We start from the raw sequence: 19,022 nt of genomic DNA, 5'->3' as shown, positions 1-19,022 counted from the left end.
TCCCTGTGAACAACTCAATCACGAGATCCTGAAACCACTATAGGACAGCCATCCTGCCCGTTTTTCGTCTACATGCCTTTGTTACAACCTATACACAATCACCGGACATCAGTAGTATTGGCAACATACATAGGTACCTTGATAGTAATCACTAACAAGGTTAATAGGGAACCGGGTGAGAATCCCGGACTGTACCCGCAACTGTGACAGAGAATTCTGTCTCCCGCCGCAACACACAGCGGTGAAAAACCACTGGAAAGGTTCTACAGGCATTCTGTAAGAGCATCCGGGAAGGGGGAGACGATGGATGAAGTATCTCTGGAGTCAGGAGACCTGCCTTGTATACATATACGGATGTTGGGCGGGATTACCCAGGAGTCTAAGGACTATCTCTCACAGTGCGAAGATGCGCTGAAACCTGCCTTTCGTTCCGTACCGTCGGCCCCGTTGCGGGAATCCAACACACCGACCTTAATTACGGACACACATGAACATAAAAAAAATACCAGCAACCCTTCTGCCTCTTGCACTCGCTGTCTCTACACAAGCCGTCTCAGCTCAGACCAGTGAAGATATTTATGAGCTTGAAGAGGTTGTTGTTACAGCCAGCCGGATGGCACAAACGGTTGACCAGGCACTTGCACCTGTTTCAGTTGTTACCCGGGAAGATATTGAGAACAGCCAGGCCAGCAGCGTGCCGGAACTTCTTGGTGTATTACCTGGCATCCAGATAAACAGTAATGGCGGCCCGGGAGCAAGGGCCCCGCTCATGATCAGGGGAACAACATCAAGCCAGTCACTGATACTGATAAATGGCCAGCGAATTGGCAGCGCAACCTCTGGATCGGCCAGCCTCGAGTATCTGGATCCAGATCAGATTCAACGCATTGAAGTCGTGAGAGGCCCCAGAGCAAGCCTTTATGGGGCGGATGCAATAGGAGGTGTAGTCAATATCATTACCCGCAGCAGCACTGCTGAACCAAAAGTAACTTTTGGCATTGGTTATGGTAGCCGCAATACTCGAACAGCAAATGCTAACGTTTCAGGTACCCATGAAAATACCCGTTATCACTTCGGTATCAGCCGGTTTATAACTGATGGTTATGATCGCACTGATGCCAAAACTTCACCTCAAAATGATAATGACTTTTATTACAACACAACCAGCAGCCTGAAGATTGGTCATGATTTTTCAGACAAGCTGGCGGGGCATATCAGTTTCCTGAACAGTGAGGGTGTTTCAGAATACGATGAATTCGGCACTCAAAAACCCAGAACAGAGTTCAGCAACTCCTCAGCCTCTTTAGGGGTAGACTACAAAATTGACGAGTTCTGGAAAGCCTCTGTTAATTTCTCTCGTAATGTCGATGATAATCGTGCAGTACGCACAGCCTATCCTAATAAGTACAAAACAAAGCGTGACTTAATAAGCTGGCAGAATGATGTTTCTGTCGGCGAAAGCAGTCTCATCATTGCCGGTCTGGATTACTATAAAGATACCGTCGACAGCTCTGTAAAGTTTACAGAAACCAGTCGTGATAATAAGGCCGCTTTTATTCAGGGACAGACAACATTTGATAAAAGTGATGTGCAAGTGAGTCTGAGAAGAGATGACAATGAAGCTTACGGCGTAAAAACCACCGGTAATGCAGCGTGGGGGCTTAACCTTCCATACAGCATGAGATTGATCGCCAGTTATGGTACGGCATTCAGAGCCCCGACTTTTCAGGATCTCTATGCCCCTCCGCAGAACTTTGGCACCATATATCTGAGCAATCCGAACCTGAAACCCGAGAATGCAAAGAACAAGGAAATTGAACTTCGCGGTAATTATAATCATTGGTCATGGAGCATTTCAGCCTTCCAGAATGATATTGATAACCTGATTGTCAATTCTCAGAAATCCCACAATGAAGTTATCAGATCAAACGTCAACAAAGCCCGTATTCGTGGTTTTGAAGCCAATACCACAGTGAAAATTGAAAACTGGACGGTGACAACCAACCTGACAGTGCTCGACCCGAAAGATCGCAAGACGGATAAAGTCCTTGTCCAAAGAGCCAGACAAACCTTTAACCTGATTGCCGATCGCAAATCCGGCGACTTCTCCTATGGAGGCACCTTCACTGCACGCAGTCATTCCTATAGTGATTCTGCCAACAAAAGGAAAGTATCCGGCTATGGTACGATCGACCTGCGTGCCAGCTGGCAGATTACTAAAGACGTTAAAACAGGTTTGAAAGCCGTTAACATTCTGAATAAAAAGTACGAAACGGTAAAAGGGTTTTATGAAGAACCCCGCGGCATCTTCGCAAATATTTCCTGGTCCCCATCTATCTGATCTAATATCCGGGGCAGTTCATCTGCCCCACTTCCATCGGCTTACACTCTGACGGAGTTTCCATGTCCAGCTCTGATGCCAGCAAAGATGAAAAATACAAACAGCGCATGCAGCGCAAGAAAGAGCATATAGACAGCCATATCGCAGCGGCAACGGAAGAACGCGGCATTGTTATTCTGATAACCGGCAACGGCAAGGGCAAAAGCACCTCTGGCTTTGGCACTGTACTGCGATGTGTTGGCCACGGCCTGAAAGCCGGCGTCGCACAATATATAAAGGGCAAATGGGACTGCGGGGAACGCAATATTCTGGAAAAACTTGGTGTTCAGTTCCATGTAATGGGAACCGGCTTTACCTGGGATACCCAGGACAAAGAACTTGATACCAAAGCCGCCCAGGAGGTCTGGACAGAAACCAGGAAAATGCTGACAAACCCGGAACTCAGCCTGGTTCTGCTGGATGAGATCACCTATATCGCCCGTTATGGCTATGTGGATACCGGTGAAATTATTGAAGCCATTAATAACCGCCCCAAGATGCAGTCGGTGATTATTACCGGTCGGGGCTGCCCGAAAGAGCTTACCGATATTGCAGACACAATCAGCGAAGTGAAAGACGAACGCCACGCATACCGAGCCGGTGTAAAGGCCCGGAAAGGTATAGACTGGTAGGTATGGATCACTCTAGCTGGAGGCCACTGGCAAAGCAGGTATTCAGCTCCAGCTACAGCAGGGTTCATATTCAGACTATCCAGTCAGCAAGATATGTAAAACAGCCCAGCCAGCATCTTCTTTCTCAATCTAACGTCTTTATCCACCACCTGCGCCTGCAGAAGATTATCTGCCAGGCTTTCATCAGGTGCTCTATAATCTGTTTCTCCAGCATGAAAGCCGCTATTTTCACAATTACTGGCACCCTGAACAGGTTGATATGAATTAATACCTGATCAACGAAAACCGCAAACAGCCCAAAGCTCCCGATCTGATTGAAAACAAAAGAAATATTGTTATTCTTTGAGGGCTTAAGGCTGGAACATCATAGTTTCCATGGGTATAATCAGCGCCGCATGATTTCGTCAAATATCACGCATAAGGGCCTATAGCTCAGTTGGTTAGAGCAGTGGACTCATAATCCATTGGTCGGAGGTTCGAGTCCTCCTGGGCCCACCATAATCCACAAGAGGTGAACAGTTAATAGCTGCTCACCTCTTTTTAGTTTTTGGCTTTTAGTCTCGGTAATGGTCTCGGTGAAGTGCAGACCTTAACCGTGTCCCTTCGCTCTGTTTCACACCTTCTCAGCTCCGTGGTTTACCCTTCGCAAAATCACTTCGCTACTTATTATTCACTGGGTTATCCAAAGAGCCCTTTCCTTATGGCTCGCTCTCAAAGAGTACTCATCATGAAAACGTTCAGTAACAGGTATAGGGGGGGAGGGTCAAAATCGAAGGAGGGGGGCGGTGGCAGGGCCCGGATGTCAAACCGGTAAGCGGGCCCCATTTCTGATGCCTCGACAATTTTTAGCATTTCTATGGATTTTATTTATCCAATCTATCCACCCTATCCAACCATTTATAAAGAAATAAAAATATATAAGAACTCTAAAACGCGCTTTTCCCTGCCTTGCCTGGATAGATGCAAACCAACAGCACAACCTGCACAAGAAAACAGCCTTCCCCGTACATCATCTGAAGAAATTTTGGACAGGGACGACCTATCCGAGATTGCTTTTTATCCTACGGGCTCCTTTGACAACACACCGGAGCTCTTTATGTCCTACCAAACACCACCCCGTATCTTGCGAATGCCTGATGTGCAGGAACGCCTGGGGAATGTCAGTCGCAGCACTATCTATCGCTGGGTAGAAGATGGCTGGCTGCCACCCCCAATACATTACGGCAAAAACTCTATCGGATGGCTTGAGCACACAGTCTCAGACTGGCTGGTTGAACTGGATATGTGCAACTAACGCTCAAAAAAAACCGGCACGGATGCCGGTATTAACTCTTCAAAAGGACTTTGATTATGAGTACTTCTCATGAAAATGTCGTCCCACAGGATGACGCCCATAATTTCCTGAAACTGTTTGGTGGGTCAAATGCCCCCCAGACCTTTCAGCTACTCCCAGAGCAAAAAGGCAGTGACGTACATAGCAAAATACTGCACGGCTCATATAACGTACTTGAACCCACGCTCAGAGAGGCTAATGCTAATGGAGCAGGCGTATTCTTTACGCCCAACCAAACCGATTTAAAGGGCAGGCGAGCAGAGAACATCCTTGGTGTTCGTACCCTGTTTGTTGATCTGGATGGTTTCCCCATCGACCCTGTTCTAAATGCCCCTCTCAAACCTCACCTGGTTATTGAATCCAGCCCTGGTCGATTTCATGCCTACTGGCAAGTAGAGGATTGCACGCTGGAACAGTTCCCTTGCCTGCAAAAAGAACTTGCACGATTGTTTAATGGAGATAGCTCTGTCTGCGATCTGCCGAGGTTAATGCGAGTACCCGGATTCGATCACCTGAAAAGCACGCCCTTCAGAAGCCGTATTGTTAAGGTAAATGCAGAACCCGTCTATAGCGTTCAGCAGTTAACTTCCGGGCTAGGGTTAACGCCATCTTCTCAATCCTTACCTCAGCCAAAGCCTTGCCTTTCATCCAGCCAGCAGCAGGTATTCCGGGATGGAGAAAGAACTACAGCACTCACGACCATGCTTGGCAGACATTTCAAAAATGGTGTCTCATGTCAGGATGCACAACTGCTGGCCCAAATCTGGAACCTTAAGTGCTGCGTACCACCGCTGCCGGATGAGAAGGTGTGTGCCACAGTCGAAAGCATTCACCGGACAGTTCAGAGAAAACAAAGTTCCTCTGAGCCGTGGGTTCAGGCCATCAACGAAGAGTTCTCGCTGGCTCTTCAAGGTGGCAAAAACGTCATCATGCGTGAAACTCCCGAAGGGCCTGTCGCTCTATTGCCTAATGAGTTTCGTATGTTCCTAGCGAACAAAAGAACTCCATATGGTAAGCCCATCGCTCCTGAGTGGTTAAAGCACCCAGATAGAAGACAATATGACAAGGTCGTGTTCGACCCCTCAAGCTCGCCATGTCCGAATTCTTATAACCTATGGAAAGGCTTTGCCGTAGAAACAACCCCTAACGGAGACTGCTCCCTATTCCTCCAGCACGTTAAGGAAGTCATCTGTTCTGGCAATAAAGAGCATTACGAGTACCTCCTCGACTGGATGGCTGATGCTGTCCAGCACCCATCCGTGTTACCCGGCATAGCTGTCGCTCTTCTGGGCGGACAAGGCACAGGGAAAGGGATCTTCGTCAATTATTTTGGCCACATCTTTGGTCATCACTATATGAGTGTTCACAACCCAGAGATGCTGACGGGCCATCATACCGTCCACTTAGCACACACATTGCTTGTTTTTGCTGATGAAGCCATGTTTGACGGAAACGCTTCTACCGCAGGCTCTTTAAAGTCACTCATTACGGAGCCCACCCGCACAGTCAATCCTAAAGGACGGGATATGTTCACCGTCAGGAACTTTGTTCGCTTAATAATGGCGAGCAATAACACCAGAGTTTTACCCGCAGACGTAGATGACAGGCGCTTTCTGGCCCTCAAACCCAGCGATCATCGCAGTGGTGATTACCAATACTTCAAGGCATTAACGCGTGAATGCAGTAATGGTGGCCCGGCAGCACTGCTTCACTATCTTCTGCATCAAGATATCAGCCAACGACAGCTGCGGTCTGTACCAAAAACGCCAGTTCTCACCGAACAAAAGCTTTTACACCTCAGTGAAGAGGATAACTGGATATACGAGAGCCTGGTGGCTGGAGAGTTCGTTTCTCAAAGTTCCTGGCCACACCAGATAAGTAAGAAAGACCTGTTCAGACACTTTCAGGAGTCCCTCCCTCACTGGAAACAGCGCAGTGGTGGCAGTGGTCTTTTCCATAAGAAATTCCGGGCAATTCTTCCTGTTCAGGATAAACGTGCAGGTGGTGAACGCTATTACCAGCTCCCCCCACTGGATGAGTGCCGCAAAGCATTCGAGAAATATATCGGAGGCGATGTAGACTGGGGCGGATAGCAGAGCCATTCATATACAGATGGCGGGCCTAAGCCCGCCGGCTTCTTCTATCCCGGTTTATTCCTGAACACACTCTCAACCTTATGCTTTGAACCAGAGGGTTGGCGCATACACACCCTGATGCTCCCGGGGCTCTTTATATCCATGGCCCTTTCAAGATGGAACTCCAGTTCCCGAACACTCCAGCGGTTCTCCAATGCCTGCTTTGCGTAGGAGTATCTTGAATAACGATACTTCAGTTTATCCAACAGCAGAATGTTATGTTCCCAGCTTAACCAACCGATACTCTGCCAGAGTTCCTTCTCATGAAAATCCGGCCAAGCCTCAGCAAACTTGCGCATATATAACAGGTTGCCAGGCTCAAACTCCGTAAAGAGGGGAAAATGTCGCTTCAGGTATCTGGCAAAAAATTTCACATCACGATGACTCCAACGTGTCCCATGCTCTTTTTCCCACTTCAGCATTGAGTCACCCACCTGCCAGTACAGCGATAGTGTCTGCCTGTTCAGCATAAACCTTGTGAATATGCGGGCGTCAGTGATTCTGGCCCTGGTTGAATTTAACCAGGCAACATCATTACGGGATATTGAGTCATACATACACCTTTCCTCCACACTCACGGACTGGGCGAAGCAGTATATGCAGCCAGAAGGATCACCTATAAATGCTTAATTGGCATATTGAAACAAGCTATAGACCAAGGCTAAGAAGGTGCATATTCACCAGAAATGCAAAAAAATTTGCAGCATTGTTTTCCTTGCATAGGCTTAATTTTTATACGTACCACAACAACGGCCAGACATAACAATGAAGAACGACACCTTTCGTATTACCATCGGACAACCAGACTCTGTGCTGGAAAGAATTCAGCAAAGGTTGTCGAAACCTCAACCACTTGAAAAGGAATACCTGAGCCGCCCGGAGTGCTACAAACGCTACGGAGTATCCCCCTCAACATTTGATCGCATGCGTGCTGAGGCAGACTTCCCAGCTCCCATCACTGCCAGCCAAAACGCCTACCCGAAGTGGAGTATTACTGACCTGAAAGTCTGGGAGGCTGCCAAAAAGAGAGAAAACCGGCTCAGGTAAGTTATCCAGTCAAAGCACAGGCAGGCATTCAGCCGTTGCCTGCCGGTATGCATGACTTCCTGAAAATAGCCCTTCACAAGTTACCCGGTCTGCTCCGAAAACGGTGACAAGGATTCGGGAAAGTTAAATCTTGTATGATCAGAAGCTGCCGGGTGTATATCAAACGACACCACCCAAAGTCTTAAGTCATCACTGAAATCAAAACTCTGCTTAACAGCCTTACTGAATCGCTCCGTTTTCGGATAGATCAGCAGCATATCCCCTGCCCCCTCCAGGTATTTATGGCCATAAGCAAACATCTGGTAAAAATCCCCCTGGGAGAGGCCGAATTTGTCTTTGCCATTGCCCTTGGCGCTGTCCAGCAGCTTCCATTTGGTATCCAGCACCTGCACGACCGTTTGCTTATTTTTCATAATTAACAGATCAGGCTTGAGGCGGAACCAGCGGCTTGTACCGTAATCCACCAGGGATTCGGAGCTGGCCTGCTCTTTTAACCAGTAGGGCTTTTTGAGTTGTCTGCGGAGGATGCTGGCCACGTAAGCTTCAAACACAGCTTCCATCGGGAACAGCAGGGATATGGTCTGCTCCTTTCCACTCATGGAGAGAGGCGAGAAGCCTTCCAGTATTAACCGGGTCCAGGCCAATGGTGTTTTGTAATGCTCCATCCCCCGGCTGACCTTCATGGTGGAGAAGTCACCCGGAATATCCTTGCTCAACGGCACATCCTGAAAGGCAAAGTTCAGTTCCCTGCACAACTTCTGGCTGGCATTGGAACGGGTGATGCCTGCTACACGAATTAATGCCGTATGGATAAGCCTGTTAACCGGACGGTCTTGCAGGTATTCGTCGTACTCAACGTAAAAGCGGTGCTGATTGACCAGATTATGGCGAAGCTGCCTTGAGGTCAGCAGTTTGCCTTTCATAAAGTTCTGGTTATCCTCCCGGCGCACATACTCGGAACACAGGCCCCGTTTTACCAGATGGCTGACACTCTGCAGAAACTGGCGGATAAACACCTCAAGCAGGGGCATCTGTTTCGTGGCCACCAGCGCATCGGTGGTTTCAATATGCCGGAATGCTCGCAAATGCCTGAGCATATTAAGCAGAGCCTCACGGGACTCCCCCTCTGCTTCTGTCGTGGTGGTTTTGGGAAGCACCTCAATCTGCACACCGGTCGGGGTATGAATCACCCCGACATAGTTCCGCACCTGCAGCGCCTTGTGCCCGCCCCAGGAGCAAAGGCGAAGAAATGCCGGTGTCTCTTCATCCTGATTCAGGCACAAATTCTCAAGGTAGAGGAACGCCTTGCCGGTGATCTTTTTGCAGCGGCCATCCTCAACCTTCGGGCTTAAGTAGCCATACTCAAAAACGGTGATGACATCGCCAGCCATCACGCATCTCCGGCCACGAATGCTGTGATTTTTCGGTACGCCTGAATATTTTGCAGGGCATCCGGGTTTCTCTGGTAGGTGACATTCTCACTGTCGAAAGAATCATCCTGGTAGTCGTTACCAAAGAGTGACTGACCGGTCGTTTTAGTTTGTTTAACAAACTGATCTTCAGGGTCTGTGACCTGGTTATCTCCCAGCACCAGGCGGATTTTGTCCCAGTCTTCAAAGAAGTACTCTTCCAGCAGCGGGATGACCTTATTCTTGAAGATAGAAGCCAGCTCATCCAATCGTGCCTGCTCGTCATCAATATCTTGCAGCGGCATAAAGAAGGCGTGTCCCAGAGTATGCTCTCTGTCGTACAGATACTCGATACGCTGGTTCATTACCTTCAGCATCTCGCCAACATTCACCTCACTCACGGCAACATCAGAGAGCAAACCGCAGTTCGGCATCATCTCCTGAAAGTCGAACCTGCGTCGCAGGGCGGTATCCATCATCGCCAGGGAGCGGTCAGCGGTATTCATGGTGCCGATAATGTGAAAATTGGAGGGTACCGAGAACTCATCCTTGGAATAAGGGAGCTGAACCGTCAGGGCTTCTTTCTGCCCGGCACGTTTGGAAGGCTCAATAAGGGTAATCAGCTCACCGAATATTTTGGAGATATTGCCCCGATTGATTTCATCAATAATCAACACAAATTCGTTCTGCCTGCCCTGTGCTGGCTTGGCAGAAAACGCCGGGACGTTGTGTTGCTCAACCAGATAATCAAGGATGCTCCGCACATAAGAAATATTGTAAATCTTATCCAGGTTAGTCCTCCGGTACTGGTTCCGGATATGTTCTATGGAGACCGGGTATCCTTTCCCTAAATCATCATGGACAGTATTTTCCGGGAAAACTCTAAAGGTTTTGTTCCCATGATATTTCACACCAAAAGACTTTCCTGTTTGGGTCTCCAGCTCTATTCGCTCTCCACCATTCAGTTGTTCCTGTAAAGCCTGTATAGCTGTTTCCAGAGGAGATTCAGAAACAGCAACACCAGCGGCAGCATCCATACAAATCTGTTTAAGAATGCCGGGGGCAATGTCATAGCTGATCTGGCCATCATCAGACTCAGCCCTTAGCCCTTCCACAAACTCTTCATAACTGAAACTCTGGTGAAAAGTCACAAACCGGATGCGACCGGCTTTTACCAATTCATCATATTTCCGCTTCAATTCTTCCCTGTCTTCAGGAATAGGGAACCCCGGTTCAGCCTTACGCACGGCGGCTTCAATGGTATGGAAGGTTTTTCCTGTACCAGGAGGGCCATACAAAATGGTATTGGTGCCTGCGGACATCATGCTCTCCCCCATATCCTGGGCGTCTTCTGTTTCCGGTACCAGAGGTTCTGGCTGGTGGTTTTGTTGTTTATTGGTGTGATAAATACATTCAAAGAAATACCAAAGGGCGATATTCCTCTCGATGGCACTCCAGCCGTTTTTCAGTAATTCACTGACGGCCCCGGTAAAAGCCCGATTGCACTCGTTCCAGTTACCATTACGGGGCAGAGACATTTCAAACTGGCTCTGCAATACCATGAAAACAGTATTCACATCGCGGGAATTAATAATCGTGGTCAGATGCTCCGGGTCAGCCACTGCAAACACCCGGTTAATCACAGCTCGATTTGTTTTGGAGAATGTGCCGTTCTGCCAGTCTTTGTGAATCTGGGTAAATCTTGCTGGCGAAGGGTCTTTCAGAATATCCAGCGTCATGCTTTCAAGGAGGGGAATGTTGTTATCCATATCTTTCTGGTACAGACCACCAGCGCCTACACTGGAAACACCATTTGAACGCTCAAACCAGATGGCCCTTACATCCTGGGTGGATAACGTACCTGATGTTTTTATGGCAACGGCCTTCTGGCACACCTTTTCATAGGTCGCCTGCCAGCCTTTACTGCCACCTTTCTGGTCGTATACCCATTGCAACATAACCTCCAGGCTGTGCTTTCCTTTGCCTGCTGCCCATGATTTTTCCAGCTCCGTCAGGTACTGCGGCTGAATTTCGATACCGGAAGACTGAGGGCTCCACTTCTGTTCAGGAAAGGCATTCACCACCATCAGCATGGGCAGGGAGCCATCAGCCTGCTCCAGACGCATATCGTCAAAACGAAAACGGATGCAGTTGCGGGTTTCGGAGTTATCCCGAAAATCCGGATCGGTAAAACTGCCCTGGGTGACTGTGCCTTTGGCAATCAGCCCTCGGGGCTCTTCCCCCAGCCTGACCAGATAGACCGTATCCCCCGGTTGTGGCTGTTTGCTGCTGCAGGACCAGGTAATTTCATCTCCCACCTGGTATTTCAGGCTGCCATCTTCCGAGCCATCTCCGCCCAGAGAAAAGTGTTTGGGGTTCCAGGTAAGCAGATAGGCGGACATAGGCATATTCCTTGGCCAGAAACGGGGTAGAGTAAATGGCCACCATGATCCTACTGTTACAGCAGAATAGTAATAGGTCGACGTCTATATTTGAGAGATATCCGCCTGCCTGCTTTTTGGGTTAGTGCTGGGCAGGCGGTGTTTATAAAAATCAGGGGAGGGTCAGGCGACAGCGCGTTCTACAATGGCATTGGCCAATTGCAGGTTGGTTTGTTGGGACTGCTTGACGTTGGCTTTTAGGTGGTCGCAAAGAGCCATTAGCTCATGAACCTTATCCAAAATTCTTGCTTGCTCAGTGATGCCTGGTACCGGCATAACAAATTCAGCCATTTTGTTTGCATTAACATTGGGCACGCCTACAGAAGTAGTATTTAAACCAAGGTAGGACTGACCTAACGGACTCATCAACATCAACAAAAAAAACTCTGGAAGCGAACCTTCAGGCAGTCTCACTCGAATCAAATATGCGCTTGGAATGGCCGGAATATCCAAAGTAAACAATGCCATTGTTCCAATACTGCCAGAGCGAGTAATCAACAAATCGCCTTTTTGAAGGCCGTATAAATTAAGTTTTCCAGTATCAACTTCAACACGTGGTGGATCGCTTAACTCAATACGCCCATCAGCAGTCATATCCGTTGTTCTAACCGTGGGGTAACCTTTGGCTGTAACATATTCTTCTTTACCAAACCTCGGTCCATAAAAAGAATCTTGCCAATAAGTTCCAAACCGACACCATTCCCACCCATTCGGCAAAGCAAACGGCTTCTCACCTTCACCAATCGGCGGCAGTGGTTTCTGTTTTTTGATTTTCTTCTCTTTTACCAGCCGGGCTTTTTCGTCGGCGATACGGGCCAGCAGTGCGGAGGCAGGCTCATCCTCCGGGCTCTGGGGTACCAGCCTGCCCATAACCGCCAGTTGCAGCACGGTTTGTTTGAGCTGGTCGATGCTGTGCTCGGTGGTGAACAGGGTGTCGAAGTGTTCGGCGATTCTGGCCCAGTTCTGGGCGAAAATTGCTCCTGCATTTTCGCCATTTCCGCCATCCCTGGCGGTCATCGTTGCCTCTGCCGTGGTGCTGTTGGTCAGCGTAGCCAGCAGGGTTTCTACCAGGGTTTGGTGGGCGGTGATACTGTCGGCCTGCTGCTGTTCCAGTTTGTCGCAGAGGGACATGAGTTCGTTGACTTTGGTGACTATGCTTTCTGCTTCGGCTTCTGGTGCGACAGGGATAATCAGACCATCCCACTTTCCTCTGTTAATTATCGGCGTAGCTGATCCTGTTGCTTGATCCAAAACACTTCGATAGAAGCGTTGAGTCATCACGGAGAACAGTAAAAATTTCGAAGAAATATGAAGGGGTTTAATCGCATTAATTTGCTGGTTAAATGCAACCCGGTGATTGATTACGACAGCTTTCCCAATTGAACCACCGATACAAACCATGAGTATGTCGCCATGATTTGCCTCAGTAGTGTGCTCCATAGCATCTTCCGATATAAACTTTTCGGGCGTTAATAACTCCCCAGACAAACTAATTTGGCCTGGCCCAATGAAAGGAATATCGCCTTCAAAGTACTCTTTGACTTTGGTGCTTGGTGTTTTACCAGTGGATGTAATACCAACATCAGTTACCCTGCACCATTGCCAGCCTCGCGGTAATTGATATGGGATTTCATCATCATTAATAGGCGGCAGTGCCTTCTGCTTTTTAATCTTCTTCTCTTTTACCAGCCGCTCTTTCTCAGCAGCCATCCGTTCCAACAACACTGAAGCCGGTTCATCATTCGGATCCTGAGGCACCAGCTTGCCACGCACAGCCAGTTCCAGAATCAGCTCCCGCAGCTTTTTTATGCCATGCAAATCCAGTTTGGAGCTTTTGCCCCGGCCTGCGCTGGATTTGGTGGTATGGGCGCTGGTCCAGAGATCAATATTTTCAAGCAGCAGTTCGGGGTTTAACAGGGAGGTCATACAACAGTCTCGCTGGCCAGCATATTCATAATCAGGCGGATCAGGGTGTCTTTCTGCTTCGGGTCGGATTCCGCCACCAGCAGGGTCAGGGCGGCCAGACCGGTGTCGTTAATTACCGGTTCGCCGTCATCATTCAACAGGCGGTTATTGCGGTTGAGGAAGTCCACAAACAGAAAAGCGCCGCTGCGTTTATTGCCATCAGTAAAGGGATGGTTTTTCACCACAAAGTAGAGAAGATGTGCAGCTTTGCTCTCAATCGTTGGATAAGCCGGTTCACCAAATGCGGTCTGATCCAGGTTGCCCAGCAATGCGCCCAGGCCATCGCCACGAGGCCGTGCAAACAGTTCGGTGGCTTCCTTGCGTTCTATCAGGGTCTTTTTCAGGGCCAGCAATGAGGCCATAGCCTGCTGCTCTGTGGCCAGAGTACCGCCGGGCTGACCGGTGGGTTCGTTCAACAATCCTTCATCGTACCGCTGGAGCCACAGGAAGGTCTGGGTGTAGCGGCTGACAATCTCCACCAGCCCCCGTCCGGTATCAGCATGGAGTTCCGGAGTGGCGGCGGCTTTGCGAATCAGCTTAAGGGCCGCTTCCAGCTCACGGGCATTGTCCTCAAAGCGCTGCTGGTTGATGGTATAGCCACGGGTGAGGTGTTCTTTCAAAGTGCGGGTGGCCCACTGGCGAAACTGAACAGCCCGTTTGGAGTTCACCCGGTAACCCACGGAGATAATCGCATCCAGGTCATAGTGTTTCAGATTCCGGCGAACCTGACGCCTGCCTTCCGTTTGAACTGCTAAGAAATCCTTAGAAGTTGAGGTTTCCTCAATCTCCTGATCTTTATAGATATTTTTCAGGTGCATAAGGATGTTTTCCGGGGTTGTCCCGAAAATCTGCCCCATTTGCCGCTGGGTCAGCCATACGCTGTCCCTGGCCAGCCGAACGTTGACTTCGCCGGTTTCACTGGTGAATATCTGGACTTCACTGTTCTCCTGCATCAGCCGTTCTGCCCCGTATCCGTAGAGAGTGCCGCTCCCAGTATATCCTTCAACTGCTGCCGAATAGCCATCATTTCCTGCTGCTGGGTGGCGTAGGTTTGCAGCAGTTCATCCGGGTCGTGGTTGACCTGTTCGCCCACATGGGGATTTTTGATATCCAGGTTGAAGTTCCGGGCCTTGATCTCATCGATGGTGACCTTCCACGCCTGCTCGTTCTGCTCCCGGCTGGCAAAGCCGTCGGCCTCGTTGCCCCACCATTCAATTTCCGGCTTGAACTCTTCAAACTTCATCGGGCGGGTTTTGCTGTAGTTCTTGTAACCGGCAGGGTACGGGTGCTCGTAGTACCACACCTGTTCCGTGGGCTGGCCCTTGGTAAAGAACAGCAGATTGGTCTTGATGCCGGTGTACGGGTTAAACACGCCGTTGGGCAGCCGCACGATGGTGTGCAGGTTGCACTCTGTCAGCAGCTTCTCTTTCAGGCGGGTTTTCATGCCTTCGCCAAACAGAAAGCCGTCTGGCAGTACCACAGCCGCCCTACCACCATATTTCAGCAGATGGATAAAAAGGGTCATAAACAGATCGGCGGTTTCACGGGTGCGGAACGCCGCCGGGAAGTTGGTTTCTATGCCGTCTTCTTCCATTCCACCGAAGGGCGGGTTGGCGACAATCACATCCACACGCTCTTTCGGCCCCCAGTCACGAAGCGGGCGGGCCAGAGTGTTGTCGTGGCGCACGTTGGACCGCACGTCGATGCCGTGGAGAATCATATTGGTGGTGGCCAGCAGGTGCGGCAGGGGCTTCTTCTCCACGCCGTGGATGGTGTTCTGCAAAGCCTGCTCATCATCCGGGGTATGGACGTAGTTCTTGCGCTTGTGTTCGATGGTGCAGGTAAGAAAGCCACCGGTGCCGCAGGCCGGGTCCATCACTTTGTCGGTGAGCTTTGGGTCTACCCGGTTGACCATAAATTCGGTGACAGGGCGTGGTGTGTAAAACTCACCGGCGTTACCGGCGTTTTGCAGGTCACGGAGTATCTGCTCGTACATATCCCCAAAGGCGTGGCGCTCTTTGGATTTGTTGAAGTCCACTGCCTCTTCAATTTTGTTCAGCACCTGCCGGATAAGCTGGCCGGACTTCATGTAGTTGTAGGCGTCTTTGAAAACGTTCTGAATCACGTAAGCCCGCTGGTCACCGTCTCGGCCACGGAGTTCCTGCAGTTCTGGGAACAGGGTGTTGTCGATAAAGTTTTTCAGCTCTTCGCCGGTTATCCCTTCCGGGTCTGCCGCCCAGTTGCACCAGCGCAGCTCTTCCGGGATGGGAGACTCGTAATCGTCTTCCAGCAGCTCCCATTCCTGTTCACGGTCGTCGAAAATTTTCAGGAACAGCATCCACACAAGCTGGCCGATGCGCTGGGCGTCACCATCTACGCCGACATCCTTGCGCATGATGTCCTGGATGGATTTGATGGAGGAAGAAATAGACATGAACAGATATCCTGAAAAAACAAACCCCGATCACTGTTTATATGTGATCAGGGTAATAAGCTATGACTGGAGTTTTACTACCAATATCAGGCAGGTGCCAGAGGTTTTCATCTGTAGAGGGCGGTTTCCAGCTCCTGAACGGCCTTGGTGTACTGCTTTTTGCCGCCGAAGCTTTTCACCAATTCTGACACTGTGCCCAGTTCGGTAAACGGCTCATGATTTAGAATCTTGATGTTTTCGATATGCTCTATGCCGGTGTCGGCATACTTGTCCAGAAGCGCCTCCAGCACCTGTCTGGCGGCACCTTCGTACTTGGTGAAGTAATTCCGTTTCTTGACGTTATCGGCACGCTCACGGCGCGTGAGGGGCGGCTGGTCGAAGACGATATGGCAGATCAGGTCAAACGGGTCGAGCGCTTCTGTGTGAGAGGTGCCCAGCTTCTTTTTTACATCGGCCTGAAGCTCATCCCAGAACACGCCTTCTTCCGCCAGCTCTTCGATAATGGCTTTTTTCTGGTCGGCGTCTGACCATTTGCGGAGAAAGTCATCCATGCTGGCAAACTGCTTCTTCACAGTATTGCGGGTGTAGTCACGCATGGACTCGGTAATCAGCTTGCCGTCGGCCCCCAGGTACTGAATCCGTTCACCAATAACAGTGACCTTTTCCCCTTTAACACGGTATTTGATACGGGGCGGAGTATCTGGGCCACCGGTATCATCGCCTCCATTATCAAAGGGGCCTGGGTCGCCAATCGTATCGACACCATCATCACTGCCTTCACCGGCTGGATCGTCGGTGTTCTCTCCGGTTTCATCCCCTCCATCTTCTGGCGGTTCAACCGGCTCGCCGGGTTGGGGATCGTAAATCTGTACCGGATCACCATCGAAGTTCGGATCAGCAAACAGCTCGGTGGCTTTTTTGAAATCCATAATGGTGAACCAGTGTTTGCCGTAATCTTCATCAATACGGGTGCCACGACCGATGATCTGCTTGAACTCGGTCATGGATTGTATGCGCTGATCCAACACCACCAGCTTGCAGGTTTTGGCATCCACGCCGGTGGTCATCAGTTTGCTGGTGGTGGCGATAACCGGATAGCGGGATTCCGGGTCGATAAAATTATCCAGCTCGGCTTTGCCTTCATCATTATCCCCGGTGATACGCATCACGTACTTTGAGTTCTCTTTTACTCGTTCGGGGTTCAGATTCACCAGAGCCTGGCGCATGCGTTCAGCATGGTCGATATCGTTACAGAAGACGATGGTCTTCTGGTATTCACCACTGGCTTGCAGAAACTCGGTGACCTTCATGGCCACCAATTGGGTACGCTCATCGAAGACGATATTTTTATCCATATCCTTTTGGTTATAGATGCGGTCTTCAATCACATTTCCGTATTTGTCTTTCTGTCCGTTTCTGGGCCGCCAGCCTTTGAGGTCTATATCGAAATCGACCCGCACAACCTTGTAAGGGGCGAGAAAGCCATCATCAATGCCCTGCTTCAGCGAGTAGCTGTAAATGGGCTTGCCGAAATAATCGATGTTGGAAACCTCTTTGGTCTCCTTGGGCGTGGCAGTTAAACCGATATGGGTAGCGCTGGAGAAGTAATCGAGAATCTCCCGCCAGGCCGAATCTTCTTTGGCGCTGCCCCGGTGGCACTCGTCGATAACGATCAGGTCAAAGAACTCAGGCGAGAACTGCTTGTAGATGTTCTTCTCATCATCTGTGCCGGTGACGGCCTGATAGAGGGAGAGATACACCTCAAAGGATTTATTGATCTGACGCTTGCTGATTTTGGTCATGGCCTGACCAAAAGGCTTGAAGTCGTTGTTCTTGGTCTGGTCGACCAGGATATTGCGGTCTGCCAAAAACAGGATGCGCTTCTTCTGCCGGGACTTCCAAAGCCGCCAAATGATCTGAAAAGCCGTGTAGGTTTTGCCTGTTCCGGTGGCCATAACCAGCAGGATGCGATCCTGGCCTCTGGCAACGGCTTCTATAGTTCGGTTGACGGCATTGGCCTGGTAATAGCGTGGGCTACGGCCTGAACCATCATCGTAGTAAGGCGCTTCTACGGCAGGCAGGGAGGTGGAATCAAACTGCTTCCAGGTGCAGTAACGCTGCCATAGTTCTTGAGGTGAAGGAAATTCATCAAGGCTCAGCTCTGTTTCCATTTGGGGCGCATTGCCGGTGCAATCCCGAAACAGGAAACCATCGCCATTACTGGAAAAGACAAAGGGGATATCCAACGCCTCAGCATAATCCAGCCCCTGCTGCATACCGGCACCGATGCTGTGCTTGTTGTCTTTCGCCTCGATAATGGCAATAGGTTGGTTTTTCTGGTGGTAGAGGATGTAATCAGCCCGGCGCTTTTTGCCACGGGTATGGAGCTTGCCACGGACGATAATGCGGCCAGCGGTAAAGGTGACTTCTTCCCGCACCTGGGTGTTGATGTCCCAGCCTGCATTCTGGATAGCCGGGGTTATGAACTTGGTGCAGATGTCCCGTTCCGTCAGCTTTTGCTTTTCCGCCTTGTTCAACTGCATGCTCTCCGTGTTCAGATGTTTGCACCTTTTGGTATGGTACTCTGAGCAGGGGAGTTGGGGTAGGGTGTCGTTTAGTGATGGTGGTTATATTTTTGGCAAATAACAAGATGGTTACCGTGGCAAAACAAATCTCTTATATCTCTGTCCTAATACTATCCATTTACGTATTAAGGACAACAACCATGTTTGACGCTATTCTTGTAATCGGTTTAACCAGTTTTGTTGCAGCAACAGTTTCAGAGGTTTTATTCAGCAACTTAATCAATGGTATTGATGATCGAACAAATATCAACAGCACTAGCAAAATTGATCCAAGCATTACACACAACCTGCCTTTCAAAGTATTTCTTCTCACTTTTTCCATATCAATAGTCTTGTACTATGGGTGTGTGTGGTTAGCTGAGCTCATTTTTTGATACACGCCTACCCAATACAAAAAAAATAGACAGCCTTCCTAACAATCTTCCACAGATGAGGAACAATCAATAATCCCAAAGTTCAGAAAACAAACATTGCATCCACATATACTTTGGCAAACACATGATCATTGAGAAATTAAACGAAATACTTACCGTATTCATCACAATCTATTTAATCTCCTTCCTTATAATAAAATCAAACGAAGCAAGAAAACCTGTAACACTTTGAATCCCAAGCAATGAAGAAAACATAAAATCCATAAGAGTTTTTTTTCGATTATTAT

General features: G+C 49.4%; 14 protein-coding genes, 1 tRNA gene and 1 riboswitch. Of the genes, 8 read left to right on the top strand and 7 right to left on the bottom strand.

Annotated features, from left to right (window positions below):
* Window positions 1–113: 113 nt before the first annotated feature.
* Window positions 114–355: riboswitch (cobalamin riboswitch) on the top strand.
* A 132-nt stretch (window positions 356–487) separates the two neighbouring features.
* The 6 genes from ACY2RQ_RS15145 (at window position 488) to ACY2RQ_RS15120 (ending at window position 6,438) form a co-directional block, all read left to right on the top strand.
* Window positions 488–2,341 (top strand): TonB-dependent receptor domain-containing protein, encoded by a 1,854-nt coding sequence (locus ACY2RQ_RS15145; protein ID WP_490113823.1) that lies wholly within the window; start codon window positions 488–490, stop codon window positions 2,339–2,341.
* A 62-nt stretch (window positions 2,342–2,403) separates the two neighbouring features.
* Window positions 2,404–3,012 carry a cob(I)yrinic acid a,c-diamide adenosyltransferase gene (gene cobO / locus ACY2RQ_RS15140; RefSeq protein WP_490113822.1) on the top strand — a complete coding sequence of 203 codons (609 nt, stop codon included), beginning with the start codon at window positions 2,404–2,406 and terminating at the stop codon, window positions 3,010–3,012.
* Window positions 3,013–3,014: 2 nt separating this feature from the next.
* Window positions 3,015–3,275, top strand: a complete 261-nt coding sequence (locus ACY2RQ_RS15135; protein WP_490113821.1) for a hypothetical protein — start codon at window positions 3,015–3,017, stop codon at window positions 3,273–3,275.
* Between the two features lie 158 nt (window positions 3,276–3,433).
* Window positions 3,434–3,510: transfer RNA gene (locus ACY2RQ_RS15130), tRNA-Ile, on the top strand.
* Between the two features lie 598 nt (window positions 3,511–4,108).
* Window positions 4,109–4,306, top strand: coding sequence for a helix-turn-helix transcriptional regulator (locus ACY2RQ_RS15125; RefSeq protein ID WP_490113820.1), 198 nt, complete (start codon window positions 4,109–4,111; stop codon window positions 4,304–4,306).
* 56 nt (window positions 4,307–4,362) lie between these two features.
* Window positions 4,363–6,438, top strand: a complete 2,076-nt coding sequence (locus ACY2RQ_RS15120) for a DUF5906 domain-containing protein (protein WP_490113819.1) — start codon at window positions 4,363–4,365, stop codon at window positions 6,436–6,438.
* 47 nt (window positions 6,439–6,485) lie between these two features.
* Here the strand turns inward: ACY2RQ_RS15120 and ACY2RQ_RS15115 are convergent, their stop codons facing one another.
* On the bottom strand, window positions 6,486–7,037 hold the full coding sequence (locus ACY2RQ_RS15115; RefSeq protein WP_490113818.1) for a DUF1016 N-terminal domain-containing protein: 552 nt from the start codon (window positions 7,035–7,037) through the stop codon (window positions 6,486–6,488).
* A gap of 208 nt (window positions 7,038–7,245) precedes the next feature.
* Here ACY2RQ_RS15115 and ACY2RQ_RS15110 point away from each other — a divergent pair, with 208 nt between their 5' ends.
* A complete protein-coding gene (locus ACY2RQ_RS15110; protein ID WP_490113817.1) occupies window positions 7,246–7,527 on the top strand; it encodes a helix-turn-helix transcriptional regulator in 282 nt (93 codons plus the stop codon).
* Window positions 7,528–7,607: 80 nt separating this feature from the next.
* On the opposite strand, the gene ACY2RQ_RS15105 is transcribed toward ACY2RQ_RS15110, so the two are convergent.
* From ACY2RQ_RS15105 to hsdR, 6 genes are all read right to left on the bottom strand, one after another.
* The gene (locus ACY2RQ_RS15105) at window positions 7,608–8,918 is read right to left on the bottom strand and encodes an McrC family protein (RefSeq protein WP_490113816.1); all 1,311 of its coding nucleotides are present in this window, start codon (window positions 8,916–8,918) and stop codon (window positions 7,608–7,610) included.
* Window positions 8,918–11,338, bottom strand: coding sequence for an McrB family protein (locus ACY2RQ_RS15100; RefSeq protein WP_490113815.1), 2,421 nt, complete (start codon window positions 11,336–11,338; stop codon window positions 8,918–8,920). Before ACY2RQ_RS15100 ends, ACY2RQ_RS15105 begins: the two co-directional genes overlap by 1 nt.
* Before the next feature lie 162 nt (window positions 11,339–11,500).
* Complete coding sequence (locus ACY2RQ_RS15095; RefSeq protein WP_490113814.1) at window positions 11,501–13,303, bottom strand: restriction endonuclease subunit S; 1,803 nt, start codon at window positions 13,301–13,303, stop codon at window positions 11,501–11,503.
* The gene (locus ACY2RQ_RS15090; protein WP_490113813.1) at window positions 13,300–14,295 is read right to left on the bottom strand and encodes a virulence RhuM family protein/type II toxin-antitoxin system death-on-curing family toxin; all 996 of its coding nucleotides are present in this window, start codon (window positions 14,293–14,295) and stop codon (window positions 13,300–13,302) included. The genes ACY2RQ_RS15095 and ACY2RQ_RS15090 overlap by 4 nt, the downstream gene beginning before the upstream one ends.
* Window positions 14,295–15,776: a type I restriction-modification system subunit M gene (locus ACY2RQ_RS15085; protein WP_490113812.1), complete on the bottom strand. Its 1,482-nt coding sequence runs from the start codon at window positions 15,774–15,776 to the stop codon at window positions 14,295–14,297. Before ACY2RQ_RS15085 ends, ACY2RQ_RS15090 begins: the two co-directional genes overlap by 1 nt.
* 107 nt (window positions 15,777–15,883) lie before the next feature.
* Window positions 15,884–18,319 (bottom strand): EcoAI/FtnUII family type I restriction enzme subunit R, encoded by a 2,436-nt coding sequence (hsdR, locus tag ACY2RQ_RS15080; protein WP_490113811.1) that lies wholly within the window; start codon window positions 18,317–18,319, stop codon window positions 15,884–15,886.
* A 182-nt stretch (window positions 18,320–18,501) separates the two neighbouring features.
* On the opposite strand from hsdR, the gene ACY2RQ_RS15075 reads away from it, so the two are divergent.
* A complete protein-coding gene (locus ACY2RQ_RS15075) occupies window positions 18,502–18,735 on the top strand; it encodes a hypothetical protein (protein WP_490113810.1) in 234 nt (77 codons plus the stop codon).
* The last annotated feature ends 287 nt before the right edge of the window (window positions 18,736–19,022 follow it).

The sequence above is a fragment of the Parendozoicomonas sp. 209JJ7-1 genome (genome assembly GCF_058147085.1).
Note: the sequence above shows the minus strand (reverse complement) of the source record. Positions and strands in the feature narration are given on the sequence as shown.